General features: G+C 62.7%; 14 protein-coding genes. 7 read left to right on the plus strand and 7 right to left on the minus strand.

The genetic code is table 11. From position 1 onward, the window contains the following. Positions 1 to 212: 212 nt before the first annotated feature. The 3 genes from Q1K49_RS06295 to Q1K49_RS06305 all read right to left on the minus strand — a co-directional run bounded on the left by Q1K49_RS06295 (position 213) and on the right by Q1K49_RS06305 (position 2853). Positions 213 to 971, minus strand: a complete 759-nt coding sequence (locus Q1K49_RS06295; RefSeq protein ID WP_300524109.1) for a SagB/ThcOx family dehydrogenase — start codon at positions 969 to 971, stop codon at positions 213 to 215. Between the two features lie 238 nt (positions 972 to 1209). Continuing rightward, a complete protein-coding gene (locus tag Q1K49_RS06300; RefSeq protein WP_300524112.1) occupies positions 1210 to 1947 on the minus strand; it encodes a SagB/ThcOx family dehydrogenase in 738 nt (245 codons plus the stop codon). A 252-nt stretch (positions 1948 to 2199) separates the two neighbouring features. Continuing rightward, on the minus strand, positions 2200 to 2853 hold the full coding sequence (locus Q1K49_RS06305) for a GntR family transcriptional regulator (protein ID WP_300524115.1): 654 nt from the start codon (positions 2851 to 2853) through the stop codon (positions 2200 to 2202). Positions 2854 to 3067: 214 nt separating this feature from the next. On the opposite strand from Q1K49_RS06305, the gene Q1K49_RS06310 reads away from it, so the two are divergent. Continuing rightward, a complete protein-coding gene (locus Q1K49_RS06310; RefSeq protein WP_300524118.1) occupies positions 3068 to 3577 on the plus strand; it encodes a hypothetical protein in 510 nt (169 codons plus the stop codon). Between the two features lie 8 nt (positions 3578 to 3585). Here the strand turns inward: Q1K49_RS06310 and Q1K49_RS06315 are convergent, their stop codons facing one another. Continuing rightward, positions 3586 to 5121, minus strand: a complete 1536-nt coding sequence (locus Q1K49_RS06315) for a hypothetical protein (protein WP_300524120.1) — start codon at positions 5119 to 5121, stop codon at positions 3586 to 3588. A 301-nt stretch (positions 5122 to 5422) separates the two neighbouring features. On the opposite strand from Q1K49_RS06315, the gene Q1K49_RS06320 reads away from it, so the two are divergent. Next, a complete protein-coding gene (locus tag Q1K49_RS06320; RefSeq protein ID WP_300524122.1) occupies positions 5423 to 5755 on the plus strand; it encodes a hypothetical protein in 333 nt (110 codons plus the stop codon). Between the two features lie 68 nt (positions 5756 to 5823). Here Q1K49_RS06320 and Q1K49_RS06325 read toward each other — a convergent pair whose 3' ends face one another. Together Q1K49_RS06325 and Q1K49_RS06330 are read right to left on the minus strand one after the other, a co-directional pair. Beyond that, on the minus strand, positions 5824 to 6762 hold the full coding sequence (locus Q1K49_RS06325) for a M48 family metallopeptidase (RefSeq protein ID WP_300524124.1): 939 nt from the start codon (positions 6760 to 6762) through the stop codon (positions 5824 to 5826). Between the two features lie 68 nt (positions 6763 to 6830). Then, a complete protein-coding gene (locus Q1K49_RS06330) occupies positions 6831 to 7376 on the minus strand; it encodes a LemA family protein (RefSeq protein WP_300524127.1) in 546 nt (181 codons plus the stop codon). A gap of 249 nt (positions 7377 to 7625) precedes the next feature. Between Q1K49_RS06330 and Q1K49_RS06335 the strand changes: the two genes are divergently transcribed. The 5 genes from Q1K49_RS06335 (at position 7626) to Q1K49_RS06355 (ending at position 12606) form a co-directional block, all read left to right on the plus strand. Then, positions 7626 to 8132, plus strand: a complete 507-nt coding sequence (locus Q1K49_RS06335) for a YgjP-like metallopeptidase domain-containing protein (RefSeq protein ID WP_300524130.1) — start codon at positions 7626 to 7628, stop codon at positions 8130 to 8132. Positions 8133 to 8444: 312 nt separating this feature from the next. Beyond that, a complete protein-coding gene (locus Q1K49_RS06340; protein ID WP_300524132.1) occupies positions 8445 to 8819 on the plus strand; it encodes a hypothetical protein in 375 nt (124 codons plus the stop codon). Between the two features lie 80 nt (positions 8820 to 8899). Next, on the plus strand, positions 8900 to 10195 hold the full coding sequence (locus Q1K49_RS06345; RefSeq protein ID WP_300524135.1) for a hypothetical protein: 1296 nt from the start codon (positions 8900 to 8902) through the stop codon (positions 10193 to 10195). A 258-nt stretch (positions 10196 to 10453) separates the two neighbouring features. Then, on the plus strand, positions 10454 to 11698 hold the full coding sequence (locus tag Q1K49_RS06350) for a saccharopine dehydrogenase C-terminal domain-containing protein (RefSeq protein ID WP_300524137.1): 1245 nt from the start codon (positions 10454 to 10456) through the stop codon (positions 11696 to 11698). Beyond that, the gene (locus Q1K49_RS06355; RefSeq protein WP_300524139.1) at positions 11674 to 12606 is read left to right on the plus strand and encodes an aspartate/glutamate racemase family protein; all 933 of its coding nucleotides are present in this window, start codon (positions 11674 to 11676) and stop codon (positions 12604 to 12606) included. The genes Q1K49_RS06350 and Q1K49_RS06355 overlap by 25 nt, the downstream gene beginning before the upstream one ends. A gap of 264 nt (positions 12607 to 12870) precedes the next feature. On the opposite strand, the gene Q1K49_RS06360 is transcribed toward Q1K49_RS06355, so the two are convergent. Then, a partial coding sequence (locus tag Q1K49_RS06360) for an HD domain-containing phosphohydrolase (protein ID WP_300524141.1) occupies positions 12871 to 15205 on the minus strand: 2335 nt, incomplete at its 5' end.

Below are 15205 nucleotides of genomic sequence, written 5' to 3' on the forward strand. Positions count from 1 at the left end.
TCGCCGCAGACGGCCGCCGAACACCATGAAAACCCTTTTGCGCAGGCTTGACGCACACAACTGGGAGACGCATTTGGAGAAGAGCGTGCAGGAACAACGACGCTACGGCGAAGCTTAAAGCGCTGCCGCGGAGCTCCTCCGGAGAGGAACATCCGCGGCAGGTGATGCGGCGCGGGAGCAATGCCACGAAAGAGATCCTTTTTCCGCGTGGGTTATTCCTCGGGTTTTTTCCCCACCGAGGCCATATAGACGGTGAATTCATCCTTTCCGTCCACACCGAAGAGCGCATCCGCCAGTTCCTGGTCGTAGGCGGCGATGGCGCAGGTTCCGGCACCGACGGCCTCGCAGGCGAGATAAAGGTTCTGGCAGACATGTCCCGCGTCGAGAGCGATAAGTTTCGCCGCGGCCTCGGCGTAACGCCATTCTCCGCGTTCCGGCAGAGCGGTCCAGGCGAAGGTGACCGCACTCCGCCCCGGAAAGACCTGTTTGCGCGTCGCCGCCACGAGGGCATCCTCCAGGTCGGGCCGACTTCCGAGAACAAGCAGTTCATGGCTCAGGGGAAGATAACGGTACACCCCTTTTTCCAGTCCGTCCACGCGAAAGACCGCCAGGTAGGTCTCCAGAGCATGACGGCATCCTCCGGAGGGAACGGTCCGCCTCGCGTTGCCGCCGGGAAGGACCTCCCGGATGCCCTGGGTAGCCCAGAGAAGGAAGGAAAGCTCGTCCAGTGAGAACGGCATCGGGGCGTACCGGCGCAGAGTAACCCGCTCCGCAATGGCCGCCTCGACGGAAAGAGGCTCCACGCCCCGCCACGTTCCCGGTCCGGGCAAAGACACCCGGGCCATCTCGGGCGGTGCGGGCTTTTCCAGAGGAGGCGGCGCAACCCCCAGGGCCTGCGGTGTGGCGGAAAAATCAAGAGTCTTCCAGGCATCGCTCCGAAGAAATCGTCTGCTCTGCTCGCGCTGCGACATTGCGGAACCCCTCCTTCATTTCATTGCAGCATGACACGTCTTCTTTCGGCGTGACACGTCGTCCGGAAAAAGCTCGCTCGCGCCTCCCGGGGGCGGTCGTTCGCGCCCGAACTTTCCACTCCCCGCGCTTTCGACACGCGGGTGCGACAAAACGTGCCCTACCGGAGCACCGGCACAAAGAAAGGCGGGTGCGTCAGGTACGGCACGGAAAGATGCATGGCGTTCGCCACAAGGACGTTCAGCGCTCCTTGGGCACTCCGAGGGGCATCACGTAGAGAGGGGACTCCTTTTCCGGAAGAGCAAAGACCTCCCGAAGCGCACCACCGTCGATTCCGCCCATGGAGACCGTTCCGAGGCCGAGGGCCGTCGCCTGAAGATACACGTTCTGCGCCGCGTGCCCCGCCTCGGCGGCCACGCAGAACGCCGCCGCGTCTCCGAGTCGTTTCCGGGCAACATCTTCATCCGCGGTCAGAAGCAGCGCCGCCGGGGCCGTCGAAACCGCAGGCTGGCGCACCGCACGTATCAGGATGGCCCGCACGTCTCCTTCGGCGAGGGCGATCAGGGCATGTTTTTCGGGGTCGTACCCGTAAAAACCGGGGGCAAGCCCTTCCACCCGTTCCGCCGCCAGATAGACCTTGAGCGGATAGAGGGAGAAGGCCGAGGGCGCCGTACGGAATCCTTTCTCCGGCAGGGTGATTCCCTGAGCTGCCCAAAGAATCTGGCCGATCTGCCCCAGAGGGAGGGGAACATCCTCGAAGTCCCGCACGGACCGCCGGGCCTGCAAGGTCCGCTCCAGCGGAACGCTCCCCTGGCGGTCCGGAGCGGGCAGAACCATCGCCGACGGCGACGCGGAAAATTCCAGCGAGGCGGGCTTCCGACCGAGGAACAGCGGACCGAACTTCCAGAGCCCCCATCCGCCGACGACGAGAAGGAGTAAAAAAAAGATGACGCCAAGGTAAAAGAAGAATGTCCGCATGCTCACGACCTCCTCGAAGCGACTGGTTGTGCCGGTACTGGTGCCGGCGTCGGCGCAGAGCAGGTTCTTCAGCCAAGGCCGGACGAAAAAGAAGAACGTCCGCACAGACGCGACCTCCCCGAAACGATTGCTTTCACCAGTGTAAAACAGCCTCTTCGCCCAAGGCAACACACACTCTCGTAACATCCGCCCGGAAGCCCCCTGCGGCGCTCCGCCGCATTCGCCTCCTCGCCGGAGGCGGCGAAACGCCCTCTAACGCAGCAACAGCGCTTCGAAAGTACGGCGGATATGGGCCCGCATCCGATCTGCGGCCTTCTCGGGGTCCCTCGCGGCGATGGCGTCGAGAATCGCCGCGTGCTGCTCGGGCGTCTTCTGGGGAACGATCGCGTCGTCGGGGCGGTAAAAACCGTCGAAGTAGAAAACGTAGACATTGGAACGCCAGAAGATGTTCCTGCACCATTTCTCCAGATAGGTGTTCCGGGACGCTCTGGCGATGCCCAGATGCAACAACTCGTTGTTGCTGGAGAACTGTTCCCTGGAGCGGGTGAGCACCGCTTCCTCGTCGCCGGCGATGTACCGGCGCAGGGCTTCCACCTCCTCCGGGGTGGCATGCAGCGCCGCCGCCGCCGCGGCCTGGCCCTCCACGGCCTCCCGGGCGAAAAAGACCTGGGAAGCATCCTCGGGCGTAGGCAAAGGGATGAAACTGCCCTTCTTCGGCATTTTGGAGAGGAATCCCTCGGAGATGAGCCGTGCCAGAGCGCGGCTCACAGGGGTGCGGCTCATGCCGAGCTGTGGGGCGAGATCGAGTTCGAGCAGAAAATCGCCGGGACGGTATCGCCCGGAAAGGATCAATCCGATGATGGAACGGTAGGCCCGCTCTTCGGCACTCTCCCTGGGGCTGGTCATGGTGGAGCATTCCTCCTTGGGAATGGATGGATTCATCCATGATGCATGCAGCATTCTAGGAAAGGCACTCCACACTGTCAATGCAGAGAATCCTCGGGACGACGTATTCCCCGCCGGCCATCCGGCGGGACACACGCGTCGCCCCTTTACCCCGGAGCGAACCCCTGTTAGGCTACGTACCGAAACGTCCCATTCCGAAGAGGAGGCAGAACGCATGGAATATTACCGCAGCACACAGACGGGGAAAGGACTTGTCCTCCTTCTGCTGGTCGCACTGCTCGCCGTGAGCATGATCATTCTGGCTCCCCATCTGGCCCCGAAGGAGACGCTGGACGCCATGATGCCGGACAAGGCGCTGCCGCCCGCAAACGCCGTGGCTCCCCTGGCGATCCTTCTAGCAGTGACACTGCTCTTCACGAGCCAGACCGTGGCCGTCACGGAGGATGCGCTGTGCATCGTCCTCCTCCGGGGACTTTACACCCGGAGGATTCCCCTCGCGGAGATCGCGGAGAGTCGCCCCACCCGCATCCCCTGGTACACCGTGGGCGTAAAAAGCGTCCGCAAAGGATGGCTCTACAGCGTCGCTCCCGGAGACGGGGTCGAACTGCTGCTCCGAAACGGCCGCCGTCTCATCGTCGGCACCAGCGACCTTCAGGGACTTGTCGCGGCGCTTCGGGAGCGATCCCGTGCGCTTCCGCAACACGAAACACACTCCGAAGCGTGAACTCCGTCTCAGAAAGAGCAGGTTTTCCGAATCGATTCCAGCAGCAGACGCCCCAGGGCACACCTGGGACGCAGCGTTTCGAGGAGGGGAGCGACGCCCTGCCTGTGCAGGTAGAGCAGCTCGTCCCCTCCGGGCGTTCCCGGAAGAACACCGCAGAAGACGTAGCCCAGCTTTTCCGCCTCTTCCGCCTCCACCGCCGTTGAAGCCAGTTCGAGAGGAAGGTGGAGAAGGAGGGTGCGCATTCCCTTCCGGAGGAGTTGCCGAGTGAAGGCGCCGAGTTGAAGCGGGAAATCCATGCCGTATTCATGGACGAAAAGATCGCACCGCAGCTCCCCGAATGCCGCCGCTGCGGAGATGACACTCCGTTTCCGGTGCAGATCCTGATCCGCCCAACCGAGGTAAGCGAGTCGCGGCGGTCTTCCCAGACTTTCGTAGATGCGGAACACCATATCCTGGTGCGGTTTCGGCACGTAGAGAGGAGCCTGAGGAGCTTTCCCGAAGGGGCAAAAGAAGGCGATACCAGGGCCCGCCGCCCCCCTCCAAAGGCTTTCCCCCGGCGACGAGGGAAGCAGCGCACACATCCCGAACCCCTCCCGAAGGAAAAGATCCTCCTGGTCGCCTGTGTCCTCCGAGGTGATCCCCAACGCGCCGCCGAAGACATCGAAACGCTCGTCCCTCGCATGCGTCAGCAGCGCGTCCAACAGTTCCTCCCGGCTCCGGAGCACCGCGCCGTCCTCAAGGACCGGAGGCTCGCCCCACAGGGGAGGCAGGATCACCCCCAGGGAACGACGTTGTCCATGCCGTTCGAAAGCCTGAACCGCCGCGAGTTCTCCATCGCGCCCACTCCGGGCCGAGACCACCCACACATCCCTGTCGGAGAGCGCCTCACGAAACATCGCCGCATCCACATCGTGCCCGTCCGCCCTTCTCTTCAGGATGGAAGCGAACCGAACCGCCAGTTCCGGAGCGGAGGCCTGCTCCACCTCTCCTATGATGGGAGGCAGAGAGGATTTCCGACTGACGGCCTGCACCGGCGGCGCCGTCTCCGGAGAGGTCGCCGCCTCGGCACGGAGAGTCTGTTCCTCTTTCCTCCGGAGCATTTTGAAGAAATGAAGCTCCTTGCCCTCGCCGCCGCGGTCGATGAGCGTCACCTGATCCACCGCGTGTTTCAGCAGAAAGAATCCGAGTTCCGAGGGTTCCACCTGGTCCGGGTCCGTTCCGGGAACAAAGGCATCGAGATCGCCCCGAGAGAGGGGCACGTCGAAGCCGCGGAGCACGACGCGCAATCCCAGGGGCACCCGGCGAAACTGGACGGAAAGGGGCGGCGGCGATTCTCTTCGCCCGTCCACCTCCGGAGAAACGACGGCTTCTCCGGAGGGAAGGATGGCGACCACCGCCTCTTCGAGAGCCAGTTCGATTCGTTGCCCGTCCCCGGCGGAAAAACCGTAGAGGACATTGAGGTCTCGGCAGGACGCAAGAAGAGGCGACAGGAATCGCACATCCGAGGGGAAACGCATCTCCACCACACTGCCCACAGGAATCATGGCTCTCAGTCCTCTCCGGTCATCTCGCAGTCGGCCACGAAGAAACAGACGTGCCTTCGTCGCGATGTGAAAAAATCATCCGAAAACACCGCTCGAAAAAAATCCTGAAAAACAAAAAAATGAACCGAAAGTCCTATTCAGGGCGACAAAATCAGGACCTATCCGGACTTTGCAGGCGACGAGCTTCGTGCTATCGTTTCTCCGGGTTTTAAGAAACCTCGGCGTTTTTTCTTTCTGCGGAGCTCGCTTTCGTTACACTCTCGACGCAACAGTGGCTTATGGAAACGGAGGTCCCGGAGCCATGACCGAACGCGAAATGCTCATCCTTTTCGGCGAGACGTTGCCCACACCGTTCCCGGCGGATTCATCCGACGAAAAAAAAGAGACCGCATGGTCCCTCCCGCAGGAAATGCCGTCTCCTTCTCTCCAGGACGCCACCTTGCCCTCCGACACGACACCGCTTTCTCCGTCCCCTGTTCTCGTGGAGGTAACCCGGGAAGAGGAGCGATTTCTTCTCGGAACATCCTCCCGCTCCCGGAGCAACGGAAGAGGCAATGCCTTTCTGCAGCGCCTCCTTGCCGCATCGGAGCTGTTCTCCGGAACATCCCCCGCGGGAGCGAGAAACAGAGGATAACCCACCGGAAGAGCCGGAAACAGCACCGTACCGAAGCGCAGACCGGCTCCCGTGTTCACCGGAGGCATCTACTCGGAGGAACCGGGAGCTTCGCCCCCGGTGGCGAGCCCGCGAAGCGCGGCGATGCGGGAGTCCAGCGAGGGGTGGGTGCTGAACAGGCTGTCCGCTCCGAGCTTTCTGAAAGGGTTCACGATATAGAGATGCTGCGTCGCCTTCGACGCGGTGACGAGCTTGTTGTCGTCGGTGGAGAGCTTCCGGAGAGCCGAAATGAGCCCCTGAGGGTTTCGGGTCAATTCCACCGCCGAGGCATCCGCCAGATATTCCCTTTTGCGGCTCACCGCCATCTGGAGGAGCACCGCGAAAAGCGGCGCCACGATGGAAAACAGGACGCCTACAAGCACGAGAACGGCACCGCCCTTCCCGCCGTCGCCGCTGCGCCGTCTCCGCCCGCCGCCGAGCGACCCCCAGAACATGCTGCGCCGGAACACATCCGCCAGGAGCACCACCACCCCCACCAGCACCGCCATGAGCATGGCGAAACGGATGTCGTAGTTGCGCACGTGGGACATTTCGTGGGCCATGACCCCCTGCAATTCCTCACGGTTCAGTTTTTCCAAAAGCCCCCGGGTGATGGCCACGCTCGCATGCTGCGGGTCCTTGCCCGTGGCGAAGGCGTTCAGCGCATCGCTGTCCATGATGTACACCTTCGGCATGGGGAGCCCTCCGGCGATGGACATCTCCTCCACCACGTTCCAGAGCTGGGGGTGCTCGTCATGGGTGATCTCCCTGGCGCCGCTCGCCGCAAGGACCATGGAGTCCCCGAAGTTGTAGGCCACGAGAAAATAGAGAGCCGCCGCAACAACCGCGATACCTGCGCCACCCCTCCACCCCAGGTCGAGATATTCCCCGAGAGAGGCCCCCATGATGCCGAGAAGCACCAGTGTAAGAACGAAAAGCAGAACGCTCACGCGCTTGTTGTGCGCGATGAGCCGTTGAAAACTCACCATGGACTGCGCCACCTCCTCCTTCGTCGTGCGGTTCCGTCACGGACGAAAAAAGCGACTTCCACCGCCCCCTAAAGGTTCACTCGGACCGAAGCCCGTTCCGCCTGGTCCTCCACGATCCAGAAATCCCGTTTGGCATATCCGAAGGCTCCCGCCACCAGATTGCCGGGAAATTCCGCGACGGCCACATTGTAGGCCCGGACGGCGTCGTTGTAGAACTGGCGGGCGAAGGCGATCTTGTTCTCCGTGGAGGACAGTTCCTCCTGAAGCGCAAGGAAGTTCGCGTTCGCCTTCAGCTCCGGGTACCCTTCCGAGACGGCGAAGAGCGTTCGCAGCGCCCCGGCGAGTTCCGTCTCCTTCTGCTGCACTTCCGAAAGAGAACCCGCACCGAGCGCCTGGGCACGAAGGGCCGCCACCCTTTCGAAGAGTTCCCGTTCGTGGGTCATGTATCCCCGGACGGTCTCCACCAGATTGGGAATCAGATCATGGCGACGTTTGAGCTGTACGTCGATCTGGCTCCATCCGTTTTCCACGTCCGCCTTGCATCGCACCAGGCGATTGTAGGCATACACGCCGAAGAGCACGAGCGCCGCCAGGGCGCCGAGAATCCACTTCACCGGAATACCTCCTCTTTAAGAACAGCCTTCCGCGACAGTTCCCTTCTGCCGAACCGTTTCTTCGGACTCCTTCTTCCGAAAGGGTTTGCCGTATGATACCATTCTCTCCTTCGGTGGTACTATCGCAAAACATGAGAAAGAAAAACGGAGAGGCGCCCCAATTCCGCTCCCGCGTCTCGCACAACGCGTTCCGTGCCCTCGGCGGCGAGAAAGCCGGTCCTCCACCCTCCGGAGAGAGGAGAGACGTTCATGAAGGAAAGCCCCGCGCCCTCTTTCGCTTCCGAAACGACCCTGCCGTTTCTCGGGCGTCATCTCCCCCTGGCGGTCATTCCGCCGGAGCCTGGAACGCCGCTTTTTCGCCTTGCGAACGAGCGTTTCGAACTGCGCCGTGACGGAAGGAACCAGGGGGCCTCGCTTTTCGCGGACTGGTGCACGGCCTGGCTGCGCCCCCACATCGCCTCCCGCCTCCCCGGCCTCGCGGAAAAAGCGGGCGTCACCTACTCGGGCTTCTCGGTGCGCACCTGCAGATCCCGCTGGGGAAGCTGTAGCGCCTCGGGACGCCTCTCCTTCGCCTCGGGACTGACCATGGCGGAAGCGGACCTGATCGAGTACGTCCTCGTGCACGAACTCTGCCATCGCCGAGAAATGAACCACTCCTCTCGCTTCTGGAGTCATGTGGAACGGATTCTTCCGGACTGGCGCTCCCGTCGGAGCAGGCTCCGGGCACTCTCGCCCCTGCTGCGTCTTCTCCGGTGAGGCTCTTCCCCGTCGCAGGCACGGTCTTCCGCTCCCGTGAATTCTCTCTTGACGCCCTTCCTTGTTCTTGCTACGGTGCTGGTGTTGCGCATTCCAGCGGCGCGAGGACGACCCCGGCGCATCTCCGCTCTCCGTCGCTCCAGGTCACGTCTCCGGGCATGTCGGTCTTTCGTCCGGAAGAGCCGCTCTCTCCCGTTCCGGCGCCGTTTTCTCCGCGGAAAGCGGCGCGACCGGCATCCGGACGTTCCGGACGGAGTCTCTCCCGGCGACACCGTCCGTACAGCTCACCGTACAGAAAGGAGGCGACAGATCATGAAGTGGATTCCGGCTTTCACCGCCATCGCGGGCATGCTCCTCGTTCTCTCCCTCCACGCCCCTCCCCGGGCAGCCGCTACCGGGACCGTATCGCCGGGCGAACCGACAATGGCGGCCTCTCCGGTAACAGAGGTTTCCGGCGAGGCGATCCTCATCTTCGTTCCCGGCGTCTCCCCGGAAATGGCCCGATCCTACGTGGAGCTGCTCGGCTGCGAGGTGCTCGGGGAATTCGCCGAACTGACCGCGTCGTCGGGGAAAGCGCACCTCCACGTGCGTTCCTCGAACGCGGATTCGGAGGAACTGGCGCGCCGCTTCAGCGAAGACGCCTTCGTGGAGAGCGCCACGCCCAACGTCACGTTCAAGGCGAAATGACACGACCTTCGTCCACCCCGCAACGGACCGCTCTCCAGCGGGACCGGCGGGGACTATCGAACCCGTCAGGAGGGATCGTCATGTCCCACAGGTACGCACACCGACAGATGCCACACCGGGAAAAGACCTTTGCCGGAATCCGGCTTCCGCTTCTGATCGCCCTCGTACTGGGAGTTCTCGTCTGCCTGCCCCCCCTTCCCGCCACAGCGCAGGCGCCCGCCGGAGCCGACGGCGAACTGCTCTTCGCGCCCCTGCCTCCGGGATGGACGGAGAACCCGCCGGCCAATGAAAACATCCACCGTTATTTCCTCCTCTCCGAAAACGACGTCATCGCCGCGGAGATGCTCTTCTTCCTGGAGACGCTCCCCGAGGGCATGTCCCTGGAGGACTATGCGACGGCCCTGCAGAAAAACAGCCTCGCCACCTTCGAGGGATACACGCCGGTGTCGATCCGGAACGGAAATCTCCAGGGGACACCCGTCCTCATCCACGATTTTCTCTTCTCCAACCAGGGAAAACGCCTCAAGGCGCGCATCTTCATCCTCTCGAAAAACAACATAGGACATGTCCTGCTCTTCGACGGCCTTGAAGAACAGTTCCCCGCCCTGGCACCGAAGTTCGACGCATTCTTCCAGAGCATGTCCTTCAAGGGAACACAGCAGGCCCAACCGGTTCAGCCGATAGCGCAGGCATCCCAGCAGCCCCAGCCCCAGCCGGTTCAGCCGACAGCGCAGACGACGCAGCAGCTTCCGGGCGGCGCACCGCTCCAGTCGCCGGCGGACCTCGCCGCACAGCCGGGGACGACGAGCACCACACCGGGACTCGTCGCCCCAACGGCCCCGCTCCCCGAGACAGGAGGAATGCCGCCCCTTTCGGGAACCACCGCAACGGAAACAGGCGGCGCACCGTCCCAGGAAACGCTCCCGACGCTCGACACGGAAGGCGTCGGCGAGCTTCCGCCCCTCAGCGACCTTGACGAGCCGGGAGTCTTCACCGCCGCATCGGGAGCATTTCGGGTCCGTCTCCCCGAGGGCGCGAAAGAGATCTCCCGGAATCCCGATTCCGCGACGTACGAAGGACCCGATGGTTCACGGCTCGCCGTCACCGTTCTGGAAACCCCCGAACAGATCGGCCCCGCCCTCGATCAGGCGAGTACCGGGAAGCGGGCACACGGAACGAGTACGCTGTCCTGTGCCGTTCCCTGCACGACCAGACTCTACTCCTTCCAGGATCCCGCATCCAAGGGAAACAAGGCGCTCCTTCTCGCCACGTGGCAGGGTGGAAAAGCCTTTGTGGCCATCGAGGTCCCCGCGGACAAATACAAGGATGCGGGAACCTGGATTCGGGAATTCCTCTGTAGCGCCGAACTGAAGTAACACGATCCCGAAGGAGCGTCGCCGCCACAGGCGGCATTTTCGAAACGTTCTTTTCCAAAAGATCGAGGCACCGTCGGCACCCTGCCGACGGTGTTTTCTCTTTTTCAGAAAATCCCCCGAAATACCAGGCACTTCCGATTCGTTCTCCAATGAACTATCGATCCGACGTTGACACCGGACACGCCGCGTGTTATGAGGTATAGGACGGACCAAAAGTATTCATCAATAAACACATCAAAGAACGCAGGGGGCATCTTCATGGGAAAGAAAAAACTGGTGCAATTGGGATACGGCATGCAAGGCAAGGCCTGCCTCAGCGATCTCCTCCGCACCGCCGCCAACGTGGAAGAACTTGTCGTCGCCGACAGCACTCCCGGCCTCGAAGAAGAACTCCGCGCCCTGGGCGATCCGCGCCTTCGCCCGGTACGGCTGGACGCCTCGAAAAGGGAGGAGCTCGCGGCAGTCATGGCCGGTGCGGATGTGGTCATCGAACTGCTCCCCGGCACCTTCGCCATCGGGGTGGCAAAGCTCGCCGCGGAACTCGGCGTGCATCTCGTGTCCACCATGTACCTCCTGAATCCCGGCGAACGGGACGAAAGCGCACGGGAAGCCGCCCGAAAGGAACTCGCCGCACTCGACACGCTCATGAAGGCGAAGGATCGAACCATTCTGCAGGAATTCGGCATGGACCCCGGAATCGACCTGGCCGTGGGTCGCCACTGTCTGAACTGCCTGGATGAGGTTCGGGCCTTTCATTCCTACGGCGCGGGCTTTCCCGAGCGCGCCGCCGCGAACAACCCTCTCCGCTATAAATTCACCTGGTCCCTCATAGGTGTCATGCGGTCCTACCTGCGTCCCGCCGTGGTCATCCGAAACGGGCGGGCCGTTTGGATTCCGGCAGATGCGATGTTCAGCGCCGAGAACACCCACCGGATCGACATCCCCGAGATGGGTGGTCCTCTGGAATGCTTTCCCAACGGTGACAGCAGTCATTTCGCTCGGGCCTTCGGTCTCGAAGAAACCGTCGAGGCCATGGGCCGGTACATCTGCCGCTGGCCCGGCCACGGCGCCTTCTGGGAGACCATGGCCACATGCGGCTTTCTCTCCGAGACACCTCTTTACGTCAACGGCTGTGACGTGATCCCCGCGGCGTTCTGCGCGGCGCTTCTCGGCTCACAGGAGCAGTTTTTCTACGGGAAACAGGAGCGGGATGTGGCGCTCATCCGCACCGACGCCAGGGGAATGAAGGATGGCAAGCCCTGGAGGGTGATCTGCCAGATCGTGGACCGGCGAAACCTGGAGACGGGGTTCACGGCCATGCAGAGAACCGTGGGTTTTCCCGCCTCCATCGGGGCACAGATGATCCTCGACGGCCGGATTGCGCAACGGGGTGTCGTCGGCCCCGAGGAGATTCCCTTCGACGCGTTCCGAAACGAACTGGCCCGGCGGGGAATCGTCATGACGCAGGAGGAAGGGTCATGGGACGGAAAGCTGGAACCATAGCACTCCCCTATCTGAAAGGACACATGGGCGGGAACACCATCGCGCTTTTCCCCAAAGGCGTTCTGCCGGAAACATCCCTACGGTATAGTGGGCATCATGGCCGTCTGAGCACCCCCAAAACACCACCCGGAGGAACGATTTCTCTCTCGGAGAAAACCGTTCCTCCGGACCATGCATCATCATTCCGGGAGGCGACGCAGGTGAAGACGAACGAGGCGGAAATCGGCATCCTCTGCTGGGAGGCCGGACAGGTCGAACAAGGACTTCTTCAGCTCGAAACGCTGGTGGGCAACAGTACGAATCCCGCTTCCTTCGCGTTTCCCACACGCCTTTATCGCGTGAAAGGCGCGAACATGTCGACCATCCTCGAAAACCCGAGCAGAGTGGTCCTCAAGCGGATGATCGCCGCCGCTCGGGAGATGGCCGCGGACGGTGTCCGGGCCGTCACGACGAGTTGCGGCTTCAACGCCATTTTCCAGGAGGAGATCGCGAACGCAGTGGACATCCCGGTTTTCACGTCGAGCCTCCTTCAGGTGCCCTTCGTGCAGCGCATCGTGGGCCGGAACAAAGAGGTGGCGATCATCACCGCCAAGGCAGCTTCACTGAAGCCGGAACATCTCCGCGCGGTGGGCATCGTCCGCACGGACAATCTGCACATCCACGGACTGGAAAACTGCCCCGAATGGGGAAAGATGTTCTCCGACCCCCAGGCCGAACTCAATCTGGACATCGTCCGGCAGGAAGTGGTGGGCACGGCGGTAACGGTACTCCGCGCTCATCCACGAACAGGCGCCTTCGTCCTGGAGTGTACCGATCTGCCACCCTTCGCCGCGGAGATCAGGGCTGCGACGGGCCTTCCGGTCTTCGACTTCGTCACCATGGTCAACGCCGTCCACGCGTCGCTCTAGCGGAAGGAAACAACGCGGCGGCACTCCGGAACGCGGGAGAGGCGTCGTGCGCTTCGAACCCGGGCGGGAAACGCGGTAACGACCGGCGCAAAGCCGGGACCGGAGAGAACTGCGGTGCGGCGGAAACGCCGGGACAACGCACCGGAACAGATGTATCCGGGAACGAAAAGGGTGGGGGATCCGCCTTGTCCTTCCGGGGGGACAGGCGTCACTCGATCCCGCGAAAGGAATGGTGCATGCTCGGGCTGTCCCCTCGGGCGACTCTCACAGGCTTTCGAAGATCTTCTCGAAAGTGCCGTGGCGTTCCCGGAAGAGGCGGAGCACTTCGGGGTCGAAATGCCCGGGGGAGGTCCTTCCATCGCCGGCAAGGATGATCTCCACCGCCCTGGCGTGGTTCATGCCCTGTTTGTACACCCTGGGAGACCGGAGCGCATCGTAGACGTCAGCCAGGGCGACGACGCGTCCCTCCCAGGGGATGCTTTCCCCCGAAAGTCCCAGAGGGTAGCCGCTCCCATCCCATTTCTCGTGATGGCTCAGGCAGATTCGCTTTCCCACCGCAACCCAGGGGGCGTCTCCAATGAGTTCCGCACCCCAGAGCGTGTGCTTTCTCACGATTTCGAATTCCTCGGGCGTCAATGCTCCCGGCTTCGAGAGGAGCGACAGGGGGACGCGGATTTTTCCGATGTCGTGGAGACGCGCAAAAAGGGCGATCCCCTCCTGCTCTTCCTGGGAGCGCCCGAGCCAGGACGCGACCTCGCGGCAATAGGCTTCCATGCGCCCCAGATGCTCCGCCGTCTCGTCGTGATAGATTCCCGTCACGGTGGCGAGCTTCTCCGCCAGATAATGGTAGGACGCCCGAAGATCCCGGGCGGACCGTTCCGCGGAGAGCAAACCACCCAGGGCCGTCGCCACCGGAAGAAGCGTTTCCAGGAGCGCCTCGTCCCGGGAACGCTTCTCGTCGAAGGCGATCTCGATGACCCCGAGAGATCTGCCTCCATGGAGGATCGGGATCTCCACCTCGCTCGCCACGCGGGAATCCACTTTCAGATATTCCGGATCCTGCTCGGGATGTTCGATCCACTGCACCTCTCCGGTCCGGAAGGCCCTGCCCGCGATGGAGCCTTCCAGCTTCGCCGGACCCATGACTCCTCTTTTCGGCGTCCCCTCCTCCACGCCGAACCGCGTTCCGTCGTAGCCCGACGCGGCGAAGGGAACGATCGCATCCCCTTCGACGCGCCCCACGGTAACGCCGTAGGCCTCCGTCACATCCCGGATGGAACCGGTCACGTTTTCGAGAGATCGCGCTTCCTCGGGGGAATGCGCCACCGTGCGGAACACGTCGAGAATGCTGGCCCAGACCCGTTCCCGTTTCTGGAGCATTGTGTTCGCCTCGTCCAGCGCGATGTTCATGGCCAGTGTCTCCTGTCCGAAGGCGGTGAGTTCCTCCTGCTGCCGGGAGATGAGCACGAGCACTTCCTCCAGGCTCGACAGCATGTCCCGGAATTCCGGAACGGCCGTCTCCCGCTTCCGCTCCCGCACACCCTCGGCGAGAGAGAAGACCGATCTGGCGGTCTCGCTGAGATCCATTCCCCGGGAAAGCTCCCGGTGCACGTCCCCGGCCGTGCGCTGCAGGTCCCTTACAGGGCGCAGAAGCGTCTTCGCCACGTGATAGAAGAGCAGGACCGCGAGGAGCAGCGTGCCGCCGCCGACAAGGGCGAACCGAAGGAACAGCGGACGTACCAGGTCTGCGATCACCGCCTTGGGAAAGAGAATCGCGAAGAAGAGTCCCTTTGCGGAAGGGGCGAAGAACAGGCGCTGGGCAGTGCCGAGGAAAAAGACATCCGTGAACCCCGTCTCTCCGGAGAGAACGCGCACTCCCGCCCGGGCAAGCTCTTCCGGAATCGCCGGCGAGGCGACGAGGATGTTCTCGGAGAGGGCGAATCCTTCTTCGGGAATGGCGAGAAAGGTTCCGCTTCCGTCGAAGAGCATGCCGAATCCGGAGGCGTAGATCTTCTGCATCGCCACCATTCCGGCGAGATAGTCGAGAGAGACGTCCACGCCGGAGACCCCGAGAAGCCGCTTCGGTTCTCCCTCGTCATGGACGGGTGCGGTGACGCTGACGAGCATTTTCCCCGTGATGAGGTCCCGGTAGGGAGAGCTGAGCACGGTCCTTCCCGCCGCAACGGCCTCGCGGTACCAGCTCCGCTCCCTGGGGTCGTACTCTGAGGACGGACTCCAGCCCGTGCCGTCGGCGAAAAATCCCTCCGCCTCGGAGGCGAAAAAGATGTCCTGCACTCCCCTGTCCCGGTTTGCCCGCAACAGGGAAACCAGAACGGGCTCCAGTTCCGCCTTCGTGCGCAGTCCCTTCTCGCTGTAGAGATGACGCACCACCTGCCCCGCCGAAAGGGTCGCACTCTCGAGACGCTCCAGATAGGAGTCGACCATGCAGGCGCCCTGAACCGTCGCGGCGATGCCGTCCCGGGCGACATAGTCCTCCAGGGCGGAGTACAGCTCCACGAAAGCCCTTCCCGCGAGAAAGAGAAACAGTGCGACGATCCCCAACGAGAGAAAGAAAAACCGTACCTTGACGGTCATGAAC

Source organism: Aminiphilus sp., from assembly GCF_029975095.1.
Taxonomy (GTDB): Bacteria; Synergistota; Synergistia; order Synergistales; family Aminiphilaceae; genus Aminiphilus.